We start from the raw sequence: 14056 nt of genomic DNA, 5'->3' as shown, positions 1-14056 counted from the left end.
ATTCCGTGTTGTACTTGCATATCCGTCGGACTGGCTCACCCCAGTCCCCCGAGACGCCGAGAGGAGGCGATTGAAGTGATCAGCATCAACACCAGCTCCGCCAGCACCGCGAAACTGACCGATCGCTCGGTCGTCTCCATGTGCCTGCTCGGCGCCTCCGACCTGGGCACCGGTCTGCCCGGCATTCGTGCCGCGCGTCCGGCGTCCTCCCTGTCCCTCGCGGGTCTTCCCATCCGCGAGCGCAATGAGCGACCGACCAAGGCACTGGAAGCGGTAGTGGCACAGGCGCAGGCCTATGCCTTTGCGGCGGCCGGTGCCGGATTCCGGAAGCAGACGACGCAGCACCACCTGATGTGGGCCTTCCGTGGGCCAGAACCCTGGAGTGATCCAGCCTGATCGACGATCAGGCCGGCGCCTTCAGGGCCGCGGAACCCCATCCGGGATCCGCGGCCCTTCTGTTTTCCCCGAACGGGGGCGGCAGAGAAGGGGCCTCGGGACAAGAAAAGAACCCGGTACCAGCCGAAACCCGGTCCGACCGGACCGGAACGACCAGACGAGGAAGACGAACCGTGCAACTCGAAGCGCACGCCCCGTCCGTACCGCCTTCGGAAACGATCCCCCCGCCCGGCCCCACGGAGGACTCCACCTTGACCCCGCTCACCGCGCTGACCGCGCTCGACGACGCCATCGAGAACCTCGGCGTGCCCGTCCCGTGCCGCTCATACGACCCGGAGGTCTTCTTCGCCGAGTCGCCGGCCGACGTCGAGTACGCCAAGTCCCTCTGCCGCACCTGCCCGCTCATCGAGGCGTGCCTCGCCGGCGCCAAGGAGCGGCGTGAGCCCTGGGGCGTCTGGGGTGGCGAGCTCTTCGTCCAGGGTGTCGTCGTCGCCCGGAAGCGGCCGCGTGGCCGCCCGCGCAAGAACCCGGTCACGGCATGAACACCGCAGGAACGATCGACCGCCCCCACACGCACGACCCCCAGAAGCAGGCCCCGATGAAGCCGTCCACGAGTGAGCCCATGGGCTCCGCGATCCGAGACGTCACCACCGCCGGCGCGAATGACTCGCGTCAGAACAGGACCCGAGAGATGCAACTCATCCCAGAAGCCCTGGCTCGTGCGCATATGCACGAGCGCCTGCACGAGGCGGAACGGGACCGCCAGGCTGTGCGCCTGGCGGTGGCCCGCCGGATGCAGCGCCGTGCCGAGCGTGCTTCGCTGCGCGCCCGCCGTGCGCTCGCCATGGCCGTGATGCAGTAGCCGACCGCCGTCGGCACGAGGAGACCCTGCGGGGGCCGGTCCGAACGGGCCGGCCCCCGCGGCGCGTTGCGAGATCGAGGGCGGACCGGCCACCTGCGGGGAGCCCGGTCCGTCCGACTCCGGTCCGGTCAGGCCTCCGCCGCGGTCTCCTCCTCCGGAGCCTCCTCCGGCAGGAAGCCCGGCAGCCACTCCTCCAGCTCGTCACGCAGGCGGACCGTCGCGCCCAGTTGGCACAGCACGCCGATCGTGCTCAGGGTCACCCGGTGGATGAGGAGGTAGGCAGGGGGCAGGTTGAGCTGCTTGCCCAGCTGGTGGGCGGGGGAGCGCGGGTCGGCGATACGGGCCGCCTGGCTGCGCATCCAGCCGCGGGTGAAGGTGAAATCGTCCGCCTGGGCCGGTTCGATGATGGGGAGGAGGTAGTCGAGGACCGCGTCGGGGTCGAGCGCGATGGACTCCTTGACGAAGCCTTCCTCGCGCAGCAGTTCGTAGACCGACTGGGCGTCGCCCTCCAAGGTCATGCGCAGGGAGTGTCCGATCGGGGTGGGAAGGCCGCCCGGCAGGCGGTCGACCGTGCCGAAGTCCAAGACGCCGAGGCGCCAGCCGTCCTTCCCGTCGCCGCGACGGGGGCCGGGAAGGAGACGGAAGTTGCCCGGGTGCGGGTCCGCGTGGAGCAGGCCCGTACGGGCCGGGCCGGAGAAGAGGAAGCGGGCCAGCAGCTGCCCGGCGCGGTCCCGCTGCTCCTGGGTGCCGTCGGCGATCACCTCCGACAGCGGTATGCCGTCGATCCACTCGGTCACCAGGACCTGCTCGCACTGGTGCACCACCGCCGGCACCATGACGTCGGGGTCGCCCGCGAACTCCTCCGCGTGGGCCCGCTGCGCCTGCGCCTCCAGCCCGTAGTCCAGCTCTTCCGAAACCCGGTCGCGCAGCTCCGTGATCAGCGGCTTGATGTCCATGCCCGGGATCAGGGGGCCCAGCAGACGGGCGAAACGGCTGAGTTGGTTCAGATCGGAGAGCAGTGCGTCGCCCGCGCCCGGGTACTGGACCTTGACGGCGACCTCGCGGCCGTCGTGCCACACCCCGCGGTGTACCTGCCCGATCGACGCCGCCGCCGACGGCTTGTCCTCGAACTCCAGGAACAGCTCGTGCCAGTCCTCGCCGAGCCGCTCCTCGAGGACCCCGTGCACCGTGCGGGTCGGCATCGGCGGGGCCGCCTCCTGAAGCTTGGTCAGGGCGGCGCGGTAGGGGCCGGCGACCTCTTCGGGGAGCGCCGACTCGAAGACGGACAGCGCCTGCCCGAATTTCATCGCGCCACCCTTGAGCTCACCGAGCACCTTGAACAGTTGCTCGGCCGTTCGCTGTTGGAGTTCGCGGCCGACCATCTCCGCGGACTCGCCGACGATCCGTTTGCCGAGTCCCCATGTCGCTCGCCCGGCGAAGCCGAGTGGGAGCGCGGCGAGCTTGGCGGTCCGTGTGACCGCCTTCCGGGGAAGATCAGACATGCGCCCTCCAAGTCCCAGACAGCCGTGCCGCGTGTGCCTTGCGGGAGAGGTTCCTCGACGGCCGTTGCTCCGCCATTGTCTCGCGCGGCTCCCCGTCCTCGGAGGTGTGTCCCTCCTTACCTTTCTCCGCCGCGCCGCACCCGCATGCGGGATGCGCCCACAACGGCCGTGCGTGCCAGTCGAGCCGGGGCACGGACGCCTCCCAGCGCGCGCCCGCGCTGGCGGGCTCGAAGCCGTCCAGGAAGGCGAGCGCGTGCCCGGCGGCGACTCCGGCGACAGCGGTCGCCAGCGCCAGGTCGCACGCCTGGACCTGGCGTCGGCGCCCCGAGCGCCACTGCGCGACCAGACGTGGCCAGGTCTCGTCCCGGTCGGCGCGCCCGCGGTCGAGGCAGCCGGCGCAGCTCGTCTCGCCCGGCAGGACGAACGGGCCGACGATTCCGGTTCCTTCCGCGACACCCGCGTACAGATGGGCTGTACCCGAGGCGATCAGTGGCTCCGCGGTGAGCGGGTCGGGAGCGTGCACGTCGACACCGTCGCGCGGGGCGAGGATCACCAGGGAGAAGCCGGGGCCCGGGTCGTCGTGGAGAGAGCGGCGCGCGGTGCGTTCCCGGCGCGGGGGTCGGTCGGGTGCGGCCGCGCGGACCGCGCGGCGGGCCGCCTCTTCTCTTCGCTCGCCGATCGCGTCCGCCGGCAGGCCGCCCGGGGCCACGTCCCACGGCTCGACGCAGCCCGTGTCGCGGACGTCGACCTCGCCGACACCGGCGCCCGCGAGGAGCGAGGCGAGGACGACTCCCACGCGGCCCGCGCCGCGTACCTGGATCCGGAGGGAGCGGCGTGCAGCCAGACGCCGGGCGGCCTCACCGGGTGAACGGGCGACCAGGGACAGCGATGCCAGATCGGCACGTAGGCGGTCGAGGACGGTCGCCTTGGCGCGCAGGGCGTCGGCCTGCGGGCCACCGCCGGTGGGGTCATCGAGCAGGCCCGCGCCCGACAGGTTGCCCACCAGCGCGTCGACGTGTCCGTCCGGCAGGCCCATGCGGCGGGCCTCCTCGCGGAGCAGTGGCAGCCCGCGGGTGCCGTCGAGCAGGGTCAGGAAACTGCCCGTCGCGGTGTCCACCGGGCCCAGCACCATCGCGTGCGCGGGTGCCATCCCGAACTGGACGGTGTTCAGATCGCGCCAGCCGCGCCGCAGCGCGGGCTTCACCATCGGATGCATGACCGGCCCCCGTAGTCCGTAATGCGTCAGTACGTCAGCGTGTGGCGGCGGATGCGTTGGTCCGCCGACGCATGCCAGCATGCCTGGACCCGGCGAGGACGTGTCGAAGGTTTTCCACAGGTGGAGGCGTTCGTCGTACGAATCAGGGATGCGGGGTGGGGATCAGTGCGGAACCGCGCCGGAGGCGGGACTTCCCCGGTGTGCACCGGGTAACGTCAGGGCGTGCCCGCCGACCCACCGCACCGCGCCGGAGAGCCACAGCGCAGCACGACGAGCCAGCCGCCGAGCGGCTCGGGGACGAGCGCGATCGAGGTTCGCAGAAGCGCGCGACGCCGCAGAACGGTGTCCGCCTACCGCGAGGGTGATCGCACTGTCGTGCTCATCCCCGCCCGGATGTCCGAGGCGGAGGAGCAGCGCTGGGTGACCGTCATGCTCGACAAGCTGGCCGCCCAGGAGAGCCGCCGGGTGATCGGCGACGCCGATCTGGCCGAGCGTGCCGAGCGGCTGTCGCTGCAGTACCTGGACGGCCGGGCGCGGCCCGCCTCGGTCCGCTGGGTCACCAACCAGAACACGCGCTGGGGCTCGTGCACCCCCTCCGAGGGCAGCATCCGTCTGTCGCACCGGCTGCAGGGCATGCCCGAGTACGTCATCGACTACGTCCTGCTGCACGAGCTCGCACACCTTCTCGTACCCGGGCACGGGCCGCGATTCTGGCGGTTGCTGGAGGCGTATCCGCGCACCGAGCGTGCGCGCGGATATCTGGAAGGAGTGGTCGCGGCCGACCGGCTGCCGTACCAGCCGGAGCAGGACGAGGAGTAGGCGCGACCGCGCCCACTACCGCCTTCGGCGGCCGTAGGGGCCTCCCCGCCTCCTCACCGCCTGCACTCTGCACAGCGCCGGAATACCACCGGGTCGTCGCGAAGATGCGGTTGTGTACCGGGTCTGTACCGGCTCACTCCGCTCCCTGAGTTTGCCGTTAGCCTGGCGCGACGCACTCACATTCGGGATGGGGGACGGTCGTTACGCATGGCCAGGGAATTCCAACGCGGCCACAAGGCCAGGATCAGTGACCTCACGGCGGGCACGGACCTGTACGTAGGCGTGCAGATCTCGGCACCCGGACTGACCTTCGACATCAGCTGCTTCGGCCTGGACGCCGACGAACGGCTCTCGGACGACCGGTACTTCGTCTTCTTCAACCAGCCGAAGACGCCTGAGGAGGCCGTTCAGCTCCTCGGTCCGCAGGCGGGGGACACGGAGTCCTTCCGGGTCACGCTTGACAGGATCCCGCCGCACATCCACAAGCTGTCCTTCACGGCGACGATCGACGGCGCGGGACAGATGTCGCAGATCGGCCCCGGATACCTGCGTATCGTCGCGGGCGGCGAGGAAGTCGCCCGCTACCCCTTCAGCGGATCCGAGTTCACCACCGAACGCGCGGTCATGCTGGGCGACTTTTACCTCAAGGACGTCTGGCGGTTCGCGGCGGTCGGGCAGGGTTTCGACGGCGGTCTCGAGGCGCTGCTGAAGAACTTCGGCGGGGAGGTACTCGAGGAGGAGCAGACACCGGCGCCGCAGCAGCCGCAGACCGGTGCCGTCCCGGGGTTCGCCCCGCCCGCGTTCGCCGCCCCTGCCGCACCCGCCCCGGCGCCCGCACCGATCCCCGCACCCCCGGCACCCGCCCCCGCGCCGATGCAGCAGCAGCCGCAGCCCGCCCCCCAGGGCTTCGCGCCGCCCCAGAGTGCCGCCCCGCACGCCCCGGCGCCCGCGCCCTCCGTGCACGCCGCGCCCACCATCGTCGCGCCCCTGAACACGCCTCCCGCAGCAACCGTGCCGCCGCCGGGCCCCGCGCCGCACGCCCAGCCGCCCGCTCCGCCCGGCCCCCCGCCCGGATACGGACAGCAGCCGGCCGCGCCGATGCCGCCCGGAAACGGTCAGCAGCCGCCGTACGGCCAGGCTCCCGGCCAGTACCCGGGCCCGCCCGGAGCCCCCTCCCCATACGGCGTTCCCCAGGGCGCTCCGCAGGCCGTCGGCGTGGTGGCCGCGTTGCAGGCCTTCAAGGAGACGCCCACCGGGCAGCGGTGGACGCAGCAGAACAAGAAGCTCGTCCGGGTGGACCTCGGCATCGGCGGTCAGCCCGTACTGGCCCGCCAGGGCAGCATGGTGCTCTACCAGGGCAAGGTCGACTTCGGTTACAAGGGCGCCGGCTTCGCCGGGCGGATCGTGGGCAACGCCACCGGCCAGGAGATGCAGCTGATGCGCTGCACGGGCCAGGGCCAGGTGTTCCTCGCGGAGAGCGCGACCGATCTGCACCCGATCGAGCTCCAGGGCGACGCCATCTGTGTCTCCGCGGAGAACGTCCTCGCCTTCGACGAGTCCCTCCAGTACGAGGTGCGGCGCATCGAGGGGCACGGCATCCCCGGGGGCGCGCTGTTCACCATGCAGTTCCAGGGGACCGGCACCATCGTCGTCAAGACGCACGGCGCACCCGTGGTGCTGCCCGTCACCCCCACCACGTTCGTGGACTCCAACGCCGTCGTCGCCTGGTCCGCCGCCGCCCAGGTGATCGTCTCCAGCCAGGTCCGTATGCGCCGCAACGCCTACCCCGGCCACACCGGAGAGGGCGTGAACCTGCAGTTCCGGGCCGCGCCCGGCAATTTCGTCGTCGTCCAGCCGTACGAGGTCTGAGGGAGCCCGTCATGAACCAGCCGCTCGCGGGCTTCGCCGCCGCACCCGTCACCGCCCGCATGGAGAACCACGGCAGTCACATGCTGAAGGTCGCCATGCAGACCGGAAACGACCTCCTCGCGCGCGTGGGCTCGATGGTCGCCTACGAAGGGTTCATCCAGTACGAGCCCAACCCGCCCGCCGTGCGCCAGATCGCACGGGACTGGATCACCGGTGAGGGCGCGCCCCTGATGAAGTGCTCCGGCGACGGTCTGCTCTATCTCGCCGACTACGGGGCGAACGTCGTCGTCATCAACCTGGCCGGGGACGCGATCTCCGTGAACGCCACCAACCTGCTCGCCTTCGACGCACACCTCCAGTGGGGTGTCGAACGCGTCAAGGGCCTCGCCAAGTTCGCCGGGCAGGGCCTGTGGAACACGAAGGTCTCCGGTCAGGGCTGGGTCGCCCTGACCTCTCGCGGCACTCCCATCGTGGTCGACTGCGGCGGGGGCGAGGATGAGACGTACGTCGACCCGGACGCCCTCGTCGCCTGGTCCCCGAACCTGAAGGTGAAGGGCAAGCGCAGCTTCAAGGCGCAGTCGCTCATCGGGCGCGGCAGCGGCGAGGCGTACCAGATGGCGTTCTCCGGGCAGGGCATCGTCGTCGTCCAGCCCAGCGAGGACAGCACCGACCGCCTCCGGATCCGGGGCTGAGGGGGGAACCGCACACCATGCAGAGCTCGCTTTTCGCCTACAACGAGCAGCAGACCCAGGACCGCTACAGCCTGCAGAACCCGCAGATGCTGCGCGTCCTGCTGGAGGGCCACGACGACATCCTGGCGCGCAAGGGCACCATGGTCGCCTACCAGGGACTCATCGAGTTCGACGCCGAGTACCAGACCGGCGGTCAGCGTCGCGCGCGTGCGCACACCGGTGAGGGACTGGACCTGATGCGCTGTCACGGACAGGGCACCGTCTACCTCGCCAACCTCGCACAGCACGTGCACCTCATGGACGTCGAGCAGGACGGCCTGACCGTCGACAGCAGTTACGTCCTCGCGGTGGACTCCTCGCTGCACCACGAGGTCATCGCCGTCGACAGCCTGTACGGGATCTCCGGCTCCGGCAAGTACCAGCTCAACATCACGGGCCGCGGCAAGGTCGCGCTGATGACGTCGGGTGCCCCGCTGCTGATGCAGGTCACGCCGGACAGGTACGTCAACTGCGACGCCGACGCGATCGTCGCCTGGTCCACCGGTCTGAGGGTGCAGATGCAGGCCCAGACGCACTCCTCGGGGGTGTGGCGGCGCCGCGGCAGCACTGGAGAGGGCTGGGAGCTCAGCTTCATGGGCAGCGGCTTCGCCCTGGTGCAGCCCAGCGAACTGCTGCCACCGCAGAACGCCCAGATCGGGCAGGGCCTCGCCGCGCAGTTCGGCATGGGGCAGCACGGGGCACGGAGCCAGAACCAGGGCAACGTCTGGAGCTGAGCGTGTGTAAGGGGTGCCCGCAATGGCGGACCCCCCTTACCCCCTTACCTCTTTACCCCTTTAGTCCTTCCACCCCTTTATCACCTTCACGTCTTCACACTTTCAAAGCCTGGCGCGCGTCGCCTCCAGCAGCCGTACGACCGACTCGTCCGCCACGTCCGCCACCTCGGCGTACGGGAACCAGCGCAGGTCCAGGGACTCGTCGCTGATCGACTCCACGGCACCGGCCGGGGCGAGCGCCGCGTACTGGACGTCGAGGTGCCAGGCGCACGGCGTGAGATGCCGGTCCAGTCGCACCGGCCCGCCGGGCAGCAGGATCAGCCCCTCGATGCCCGACTCCTCGGTCGCCTCGCGGCGTGCGGCGTCCGCCAGCGTCGCGTCCTCCGGCTCGCAGTGGCCGCCCATCTGCAGCCACATCCGGATTTTCCTGTGGAGCGTCAGGAGCACCCGCCCGTGCTCCGGGTCGATCACCAGTGCGCTCGCGGTGATGTGCCCGTCCGCGCAGGACTTCCACATGCCGTCCGGGTGCGCCTGGAGGTGGTCCAGATAGTCCTGGCGCAGCTCTTCCTGGTCCTCGTACGACTTGAGCACGAGGACCGCGTCGTCGTGGAGGCTCACTCGGTGTCGTCGCCCTCGGCTTCGCCGTCGTCCTTCTTCTTCAGGTCCGGCTTCTGACCGGAGCCGCCCGCCGCCTCCCCGAGCATCTTGTCCAGCTCGGAGAAGTCCAGCTGCTCGCGGTGCACGAAGCCGTCCGGGTCGTCCAGGTCGGAGGCGGTCGGCAGCATGTCCGGGTGGGCCCACAGGCCGTCCCTCCCGTCCACACCGCGCGCATCCGTGAGCGACGCCCACAGGCGGGAGGCGTCCCGCAGCCGGCGCGGGCGCAGCTCCAGACCGATCAGCGTGGCGAACGTCTGCTCGGCCGGGCCGCCCGAGGCACGACGGCGGCGCAGGGTCTCCCGCAGCGCGTCCGCGGAGGCCAGGCGCGGCTTCGCGGCCGCGTGCACCACCGCGTCCACCCAGCCCTCGACGAGCGCCAGCGCCGTCTCCAGACGGGCCAGGGCCGCCTTCTGCTCCGGCGTGTCCTCCGGCTGGAACATGCCCTGCTGGAGCGCCTGCTGCAACTCCTCCGGGTTCTGCGGGTCGAACTGGCCGACCACGTCCTCCAGCTTTGCCGTGTCGACCTTGATGCCGCGGGCGTAGCCCTCGACGGCGCCGAACAGGTGCGAGCGCAGCCACGGCACGTGGGCGAACAGGCGCTGGTGGGCGGCCTCACGCAGCGCGAGATACAGCCGCACCTCCTCCTTGGGCACACCCAGGTCCTTGCCGAACACCTCGATGTTCAGCGGCAGCAGCGCGGCCTTCCCGGACAGGCCGAGCGGCAGACCGATGTCGGTGGAGCCGACGACCTCGCCGGCGAGCACGCCGAGGGCCTGGCCGATCTGCGTACCGAACATGGCGCCGCCCATGGAGCGCATCATGCCGATCAGCGGGCCCGCCATGGCCTGCATCTCCTCCGGCAGAACGTCGCCCATGGCCGAGCCGACGCGCTCGGCGACCGGGTCGACGAGCTCCTTCCACACCGGCAGGGTCGCCTCCACCCACTCCGCGCGGCTCCAGGCCACCGCGGAGCCCGCGCCGGACGGCAGCGACGTCACGTCGTCCAGCCACAGGTCGGCCAGGCGGACGGCCTCCTCGACCGCGGAGCGCTCGCCGGGGCTGACGCTCTGGTCCTTGGTGCCGTCCGGGGTGCCCTGGGAGACCGTCTGGCGGGCGATCTGCTTGGCCATGTCCCAGTTCACCGGGCCGCCCTCGTACGAGAGCATCTGGCCCAGCTGCTGGAAGGCGGCGCCCAGGTCGGTGGGGTTCAGGGAACCGAACATCGCTGCGAGCGGGTTGTCGGCGCCGGCGCCGCCGGCTCCGGGCAACCCGAAGCCGAACGGGTTGGCCGGTCCCTGACCACCGCCGCTCTCCTGGTCCTTCTTCTTGCCCTCGTCGCCGTTCTCCGGCTCCTCCGGCGGAAGGCCGAATCCGAATGGGGTGTCACTCACGGGATTCCTCGGCTGGTAAGGCCACCGGTTCCTTCCGGCGGCTGGCTGCCCGACAACACCACCCAGCGTAGACACCTTGACCCGATCGGGCCTGGGTGCTTCGCCGACTCCCGGCCTGCGGCAGGATGGATGCCACCTGGTACGCACGCGTGCTTTGCGTCCGTACGGAAGACAACCGCTGGAGACGCCCGGTGAGTTCCCCAGATCCGCAGGTTCGCGCAGCGCGAAACCATTCAGCCCACCCGTCGCCCGACCACGGTGCCACCCGCGGGCCCGTGGTCGCGGTCACCGGCGCCGCGTCCGGCGTCGGCGCGCTCCTCACCGAGCGGCTCGCCACGTCCGCCGAGATCAGGGAAGTCGTCGCCATCGACGAGCGGCGCGGAGAGTGCGCGGCGGCGCGGTGGCACGTCCTGGACGTGCGGGACCCGGCGATCGCGGACAAGCTGCGGGGCGCCGACGTGGTGGTGCACCTGGCGCTCGACCTGGACCTGGAGACGGACCCGGCGGCGCGGACGGCGTACAACGTGCGGGGGACGCAGACCGTGCTGACCGCGGCGGCGGCGGCCGGGGTGCACCGGGTGGTGCTGTGCACCTCCGCGATGGTCTACGGGGCGCTGCCGGACAACGAGCTGCCCCTCTCGGAGGACGCCGAGCTGCGGGCGACGGCGGAGGCGACCGGGGTCGGAGACCTGCTGGAGATCGAGCGGCTCGCACGGCGGGCGCCGAGGGCGCATCCGGGGCTGAACGTCACCGTGGTGCGGCCCGCTGTGCTGGTCGGGGGCACGGACACGGCGTTGACCAGGTATTTCGAGTCGCCTCGGCTGCTGGTCGTGGCGGGGTCGCGGCCGGCGTGGCAGTTCTGTCATGTCGAGGATCTGTGCAGCGCCCTGGAGTACGCGGTTCTGGAGAAGGTGGACGGGGAACTGGCCGTCGGGTGCGAGGGGTGGCTGGAGCAGGAGGAGGTCGAGGAGCTGAGCGGGATCCGGCGGATGGAGCTGCCGTCCGCGGTCGCGCTCGGCGCGGCGGCCCGGCTGCACCGGATCGGGCTGACGCCGTCGCCGGCCGGGGACCTCGCGTACACGATGTACCCGTGGGTCGTGAGCGGGAGCCGACTGCACGACGCCGGGTGGCGGCCGAAGTGGACGAACGAGGAGGTGCTGGCCGAGCTGCTGGAGGAGGTGGCCGGGCGGCACACCGTGGTGGGCCGGCGTCTGGGACGCAAGGACGCGACGGCGGCGGGGGCCGCCGGGGCGACGGTCGCTCTGCTGGGTGCGGCGGCGGTGGTGCGGAGGGCGCGGAAGGCTCGGCGACGGGTCTGAGGGGGCTGAGGTCGGTGGGCGGCTGGGGCCAGGGATCGCCCCCGCCGCCCTTACCCGCCCCGTCCCCGGGGGCTCCGCCCCCGGACCCCCGCCCGGGACTGGGTGCACCGGCTCGTGCCCGGGGATTGTGTCCCGTGCACCCCTTGCCCGGGACTGGGTGCACCGGCTCGTGCCCGGGGATTGTGTCCCGTGCACCCCTTGCCCGGGACTGGGTGCACCGGTTCGTGCCCGGGGATTGTGTCCCGTGCACCCCTTGCCCGGGACTGGGTGCACCGGTTCGTGCCCGGGGACTGCGTCCCCTGCACCGAGCTGCCCGGGGACTGCGTCCACCGGTCCCTGCCCGAAGACTGCGTCCCCGGCCTCCCCTCCTGGGACTGCGCCCCAGACCCCCCTCATCTGCCTTTCCGCTTCCTCACCCCACTCATCACTCATCTTCCTCACCCCACTCATCACTCATCCGCTTTCGGGGTCGTCCTCTCAAGCGCCGGACGGGCTGGATGTGGCCGGCCCGTGCTGAGCTGAGTACAGCGGTCTGTTCCTCCTCCTCCGAGGTGTACGGCACGATGGGGGCATGGCACCCAACAGTGATCACCCCGGTGAGCAGGCGGCGGACGAGCCCATCAAGCTGCTGGCCATCCGGGACACCCCGCTCTCCGTCGACGAGGTCTTCCGGGCTGTCGGGGACGACGCCGCCGGAGGGATCGCCCTGTTCGTCGGGACCGTGCGAAACCATGACGGCGGCGCCGACGTCGACGCGCTCGGGTACTCGTGCCATCCGACCGCCGAGGCCGAGATGCGGCGCATCGCCGAGAAGGTCGTCGCCGAGTACCCGGTGCGGGCGCTCGCGGCGGTGCACCGTGTGGGGGACCTGCGCGTCGGTGATCTCGCCGTCGTCGTCGCCGTGGCGTGTCCCCACCGGGGCGAGGCCTTCGAGGCCTGCCGCAAGCTCATCGACGACCTCAAGCACGAGGTGCCCATCTGGAAGCACCAGAGGTTCTCGGACGGCACCGAGGATTGGGTGGGCGCCTGCTGATCGGGGGCGGGGATACCCCTTCTGGGGTTAACCAACCTCTCACCCGGGCTCCGGTTGCGTAACCGTACCCCTCGCGTGAGCGTTGACATTGCGGATGATTAATCTGCTGATCAGTCAGTTGCGGTCGCTCATCGGGGTTGGGAGGTCGGCATGGCGGCGCTCGCCTGGTTGCTGATTCCGCTTATGGCTGCGATCGGTGCAGGAGTCTGGGGCAGTTGGGCCAGTCGCAACCGCAAGGCTGCGGGCGACGGCTCCGAGCTCGCCGGGTACGCGCGTTTCCGCGAGGCCATGGAGAGGTCCCACTCGGGCGGCTGAGCGCGCCGAGGGCCCAGGGGCCGCCCGTGTGCTCGTACGGACGGCCCTGACGGTCCGCTGACAGCACCGTCCCGTACTGTCGTTCCATGCCACGCCGCACCGCGACGATGCTCGCCTCCACCCTGATGCTGATCGCGCTCCTGTGCGCGGGAGTGTTCATCAAAGTGCCGTACTCGGAGATGTCCCCGGGGCCGACCGTGAACACCCTGGACGAGCACGACGGCCAGCCGGTGCTGCAGATCTCCGGGCGCAGGACCTACCCGACGACCGGACACCTGAACATGACCACCGTCCGGGTGACCAGCGCCGACTACAACATGAACCTGGTGGAGGCCCTCTACGGCTGGCTGGCGCACGACACGAAGGTGGTCCCGCACGACACGCTGTACCCGGATGGCAAGACCGAACAGCAGTCCACGCAGGAGAACGCCGAGGAGTTCAGCCAGTCACAGGAGAGCGCCAAGGTCGCCGCCCTGAAGGAGCTGGGCATCCCCGTGAAGTCCTGGGTGATCGTCTCCACCGTGCTCAAGGGCTCGCCCGCCGAGGGCAAGCTGCACGCCGGAGATGTCATCAAGGCCGTGGACGGCAGTGCCGTGAAGGCGCCCGAGGACGTCGCCAAGCTGGTCACCAAGCACAAGCCCGGCGACAATGTCGTGTTCACGATCGTGCCCGCCAAGGAGCAGGCCGCCGCCGAGAAGGCGCACAAGACGGCCGCCGCGACCCAGGATGTGCCGATCACCACGACGAAGTCCCACGACACCGGCAAGCAGCGGGCCATCGTCGGGATCTCCGCCGGGACCGATCACACGTTCCCGTTCACCATCGACATCAAGCTCGCCGACGTCGGCGGACCGAGTGCCGGGCTGATGTTCGCGCTCGGCATCTACGACAAGCTCACCCCGGGCAGCCTCACCGGTGGCAAGTTCGTCGCCGGCACCGGGACCATCGACGACGACGGCCACGTCGGGCCGATCGGCGGCGTCGAGATGAAGACCGTCGGCGCGCGCAGCCAGGGCGCGCAGTACTTCCTCACCCCCAAGGACAACTGCGCGTCGGCCGCCAACGACACGCCCAAGGGGCTCACGCTCGTCAAGGTCAACACCATCCAGGACGCCCTGAACGCCCTCCAGGACATCCGCACCGGCAGGACCGCCGATCTGCCGAAGTGCACCACCAAGGGCTGACGGACAGCGCCTTCACATGGTTGGGGGG

15 protein-coding genes are annotated in these 14056 nt (G+C 70.9%); 11 read left to right on the top strand and 4 right to left on the bottom strand.

Going from position 1 to position 14056, the window contains the following annotated elements; translation table 11 throughout:
- Nucleotides 1-75 precede the first annotated feature (75 nt).
- The 3 genes from ACFYZJ_RS16145 to ACFYZJ_RS16135 all read left to right on the top strand — a co-directional run bounded on the left by ACFYZJ_RS16145 (nt 76) and on the right by ACFYZJ_RS16135 (nt 1258).
- The gene (locus tag ACFYZJ_RS16145) at nt 76-396 is read left to right on the top strand and encodes a hypothetical protein (RefSeq protein ID WP_388567931.1); all 321 of its coding nucleotides are present in this window, start codon (nt 76-78) and stop codon (nt 394-396) included.
- Nucleotides 397-569: 173 nt separating this feature from the next.
- Nucleotides 570-938: a WhiB family transcriptional regulator gene (locus ACFYZJ_RS16140; RefSeq protein WP_388567928.1), complete on the top strand. Its 369-nt coding sequence runs from the start codon at nt 570-572 to the stop codon at nt 936-938.
- The gene (locus tag ACFYZJ_RS16135) at nt 935-1258 is read left to right on the top strand and encodes a hypothetical protein (protein ID WP_388567925.1); all 324 of its coding nucleotides are present in this window, start codon (nt 935-937) and stop codon (nt 1256-1258) included. The genes ACFYZJ_RS16140 and ACFYZJ_RS16135 overlap by 4 nt, the downstream gene beginning before the upstream one ends.
- A gap of 128 nt (nt 1259-1386) precedes the next feature.
- On the opposite strand, the gene ACFYZJ_RS16130 is transcribed toward ACFYZJ_RS16135, so the two are convergent.
- Both ACFYZJ_RS16130 and ACFYZJ_RS16125 read right to left on the bottom strand, forming a co-directional pair.
- Nucleotides 1387-2760, bottom strand: a complete 1374-nt coding sequence (locus ACFYZJ_RS16130) for an ABC1 kinase family protein (protein ID WP_388567922.1) — start codon at nt 2758-2760, stop codon at nt 1387-1389.
- Complete coding sequence (locus ACFYZJ_RS16125) at nt 2753-3976, bottom strand: ThiF family adenylyltransferase (protein WP_388567919.1); 1224 nt, start codon at nt 3974-3976, stop codon at nt 2753-2755. The genes ACFYZJ_RS16130 and ACFYZJ_RS16125 overlap by 8 nt, the downstream gene beginning before the upstream one ends.
- Before the next feature lie 222 nt (nt 3977-4198).
- On the opposite strand from ACFYZJ_RS16125, the gene ACFYZJ_RS16120 reads away from it, so the two are divergent.
- The 4 genes from ACFYZJ_RS16120 to ACFYZJ_RS16105 all read left to right on the top strand — a co-directional run bounded on the left by ACFYZJ_RS16120 (nt 4199) and on the right by ACFYZJ_RS16105 (nt 8129).
- Nucleotides 4199-4795 (top strand): M48 family metallopeptidase, encoded by a 597-nt coding sequence (locus ACFYZJ_RS16120; RefSeq protein ID WP_388567916.1) that lies wholly within the window; start codon nt 4199-4201, stop codon nt 4793-4795.
- A gap of 207 nt (nt 4796-5002) precedes the next feature.
- Complete coding sequence (locus ACFYZJ_RS16115; protein ID WP_388567914.1) at nt 5003-6664, top strand: TerD family protein; 1662 nt, start codon at nt 5003-5005, stop codon at nt 6662-6664.
- Nucleotides 6665-6675: 11 nt separating this feature from the next.
- Nucleotides 6676-7356 (top strand): AIM24 family protein, encoded by a 681-nt coding sequence (locus tag ACFYZJ_RS16110; protein WP_388567912.1) that lies wholly within the window; start codon nt 6676-6678, stop codon nt 7354-7356.
- 17 nt (nt 7357-7373) lie between these two features.
- Entirely contained in the window at nt 7374-8129 is a 756-nt protein-coding gene (locus ACFYZJ_RS16105) for an AIM24 family protein (RefSeq protein ID WP_388567909.1), read from the top strand.
- A gap of 102 nt (nt 8130-8231) precedes the next feature.
- Here the strand turns inward: ACFYZJ_RS16105 and ACFYZJ_RS16100 are convergent, their stop codons facing one another.
- The gene (locus tag ACFYZJ_RS16100; RefSeq protein WP_388567907.1) at nt 8232-8747 is read right to left on the bottom strand and encodes an NUDIX hydrolase; all 516 of its coding nucleotides are present in this window, start codon (nt 8745-8747) and stop codon (nt 8232-8234) included.
- A complete protein-coding gene (locus ACFYZJ_RS16095) occupies nt 8744-10177 on the bottom strand; it encodes a zinc-dependent metalloprotease (RefSeq protein WP_388567904.1) in 1434 nt (477 codons plus the stop codon). The genes ACFYZJ_RS16100 and ACFYZJ_RS16095 overlap by 4 nt, the downstream gene beginning before the upstream one ends.
- Before the next feature lie 191 nt (nt 10178-10368).
- Here ACFYZJ_RS16095 and ACFYZJ_RS16090 point away from each other — a divergent pair, with 191 nt between their 5' ends.
- From ACFYZJ_RS16090 to ACFYZJ_RS16075, 4 genes are all read left to right on the top strand, one after another.
- Nucleotides 10369-11496 carry an SDR family oxidoreductase gene (locus ACFYZJ_RS16090; protein WP_388567901.1) on the top strand — a complete coding sequence of 376 codons (1128 nt, stop codon included), beginning with the start codon at nt 10369-10371 and terminating at the stop codon, nt 11494-11496.
- A 571-nt stretch (nt 11497-12067) separates the two neighbouring features.
- Entirely contained in the window at nt 12068-12529 is a 462-nt protein-coding gene (locus ACFYZJ_RS16085) for a molybdenum cofactor biosynthesis protein MoaE (RefSeq protein ID WP_388567899.1), read from the top strand.
- Nucleotides 12530-12712: 183 nt separating this feature from the next.
- A complete protein-coding gene (locus ACFYZJ_RS16080) occupies nt 12713-12844 on the top strand; it encodes a hypothetical protein (protein WP_388568619.1) in 132 nt (43 codons plus the stop codon).
- 86 nt (nt 12845-12930) lie between these two features.
- Entirely contained in the window at nt 12931-14028 is a 1098-nt protein-coding gene (locus ACFYZJ_RS16075; protein WP_388567896.1) for a PDZ domain-containing protein, read from the top strand.
- Nucleotides 14029-14056: the final 28 nt, after the last annotated feature.

The sequence above is a fragment of the Streptomyces sp. NPDC001848 genome (assembly GCF_042891915.1).
Lineage (GTDB): Bacteria > Actinomycetota > Actinomycetes > Streptomycetales > Streptomycetaceae > Streptomyces.
Note: the sequence above shows the minus strand (reverse complement) of the source record. Positions and strands in the feature narration are given on the sequence as shown.

Bases quoted from the DNA above. Each gene is read 5' to 3' on its own strand.
- ACFYZJ_RS16135 (WP_388567925.1), top strand. From the start codon at position 935: ATGAACACCGCAGGAACGATCGACCGCCCCCACACGCACGACCCCCAG.
- ACFYZJ_RS16130 (WP_388567922.1), bottom strand. From the start codon at position 2,760: ATGTCTGATCTTCCCCGGAAGGCGGTCACACGGACCGCCAAGCTCGCC.
- ACFYZJ_RS16125 (WP_388567919.1), bottom strand. From the start codon at position 3,976: ATGCATCCGATGGTGAAGCCCGCGCTGCGGCGCGGCTGGCGCGATCTG.
- ACFYZJ_RS16115 (WP_388567914.1), top strand. From the start codon at position 5,003: ATGGCCAGGGAATTCCAACGCGGCCACAAGGCCAGGATCAGTGACCTC.
- ACFYZJ_RS16110 (WP_388567912.1), top strand. From the start codon at position 6,676: ATGAACCAGCCGCTCGCGGGCTTCGCCGCCGCACCCGTCACCGCCCGC.
- ACFYZJ_RS16105 (WP_388567909.1), top strand. From the start codon at position 7,374: ATGCAGAGCTCGCTTTTCGCCTACAACGAGCAGCAGACCCAGGACCGC.
- ACFYZJ_RS16085 (WP_388567899.1), top strand. From the start codon at position 12,068: ATGGCACCCAACAGTGATCACCCCGGTGAGCAGGCGGCGGACGAGCCC.
- ACFYZJ_RS16080 (WP_388568619.1), top strand. From the start codon at position 12,713: ATGGCTGCGATCGGTGCAGGAGTCTGGGGCAGTTGGGCCAGTCGCAAC.
- ACFYZJ_RS16075 (WP_388567896.1), top strand. From the start codon at position 12,931: ATGCCACGCCGCACCGCGACGATGCTCGCCTCCACCCTGATGCTGATC.